This window comes from Vibrio sp. 1874 (assembly GCF_033344395.1).
Lineage (GTDB): Bacteria > Pseudomonadota > Gammaproteobacteria > Enterobacterales > Vibrionaceae > Vibrio > Vibrio alginolyticus.
Genome location: NZ_JAWPOR010000193.1, coordinates 1 through 1,024 on the forward strand (window position 1 = coordinate 1; position 1,024 = coordinate 1,024).

At 46.6% G+C, this 1,024-nt stretch carries 1 protein-coding gene and 1 pseudogene; both read right to left on the reverse strand.

Going from position 1 to position 1,024, the window contains the following annotated elements; translation table 11 throughout:
- A pseudogene (locus R8N46_RS25545) lies at window positions 1-447 on the reverse strand (hypothetical protein); the annotation flags it as partial.
- 12 nt (window positions 448-459) lie between these two features.
- Window positions 460-1,023 carry an energy transducer TonB gene (locus R8N46_RS25550; RefSeq protein WP_318189821.1) on the reverse strand — a complete coding sequence of 188 codons (564 nt, stop codon included), beginning with the start codon at window positions 1,021-1,023 and terminating at the stop codon, window positions 460-462.
- Window position 1,024: the final 1 nt, after the last annotated feature.

Sequence of the window (1,024 nt, forward strand, 5' to 3'; positions counted from 1 at the left end):
ATGTGCTTGAGGTTTTTCCTCTGTTGTTTCAGCAATCTTGAACCACTCGTTCATTGTATTAACGGATTGCTTAAATTTGCCTTCTGCTAGATAAAGCTGTGCAAGGCTGTAACGAACCTGTTGAGCTACGGGTACTGGTAAAGCATCTAACTTGAGTGCTTCAGCAAAGTATTTCGCTGCTTTTGGGTAGTCGTCCTTTAAAGAATACAGAAAGCCCATCTGTTGCAGTAAGACTGCACGGTCATATTGTTTTTTGCTTGTACTACTTAATGCTGAGTTCAATTTAGAAAGGGCATCAGCGTACTTTTCTGTAGCAATGAGTTCCTGAACTTTGTTTACCGTTCGAAACGTTTTGTCTGACAACTCCGGAGTGTTGGCAAAACCAGGCGCGCCATACGCGCCTGACAATAACACTAGAGAAGCCAACAGTTTGGTATATGCTTTCATACGTATGACTCCTTAGTTTGTAGAGAACTCAATTTCTTGAGAAAGGCGAGAGCTAACCGCTTTACCATCAACCATCTTGGGTTTGAAGGTCCACTTAGATACGGTTTTCTTCGCGGCTTGTCCCAAGCCCAACTTACGTGGTGTCTCTTTTAAAACTTTGACGTCCTCGACGCTACCACGTTCGTTAACAGTAAACTCTACAAGTACGATACCTTTCTCAAGTCCAGAACGGGCGGCCTTACGAGGCATCTGAGGTTGGAATGTTGCTAAAGGCACAGGGCCTCCGCTACCTGCCAGTCTCGCTCCGCCACCTTGGCTGTAATGACCGAGCACTGAGCCACCAGTGACGTTAACTGGTAGATCGAGTTTTGGCATATCCATTGGAACTTGGTCCATCACCGGTTTTACTGTCGACGTCACCTTCATTTCTGGTGGCGGCGGCGGACGCTTAGGTGGTGGCGGTTTCGGGAGTTCGCGTTTTTTCTCCTGTACTTTTTCGTCCGGTTTAATGCGAATGAAATCGACCATACGCTGATCATCATTCGACACTAGCTCGTGGCGCTCTTTGTTTACCAGC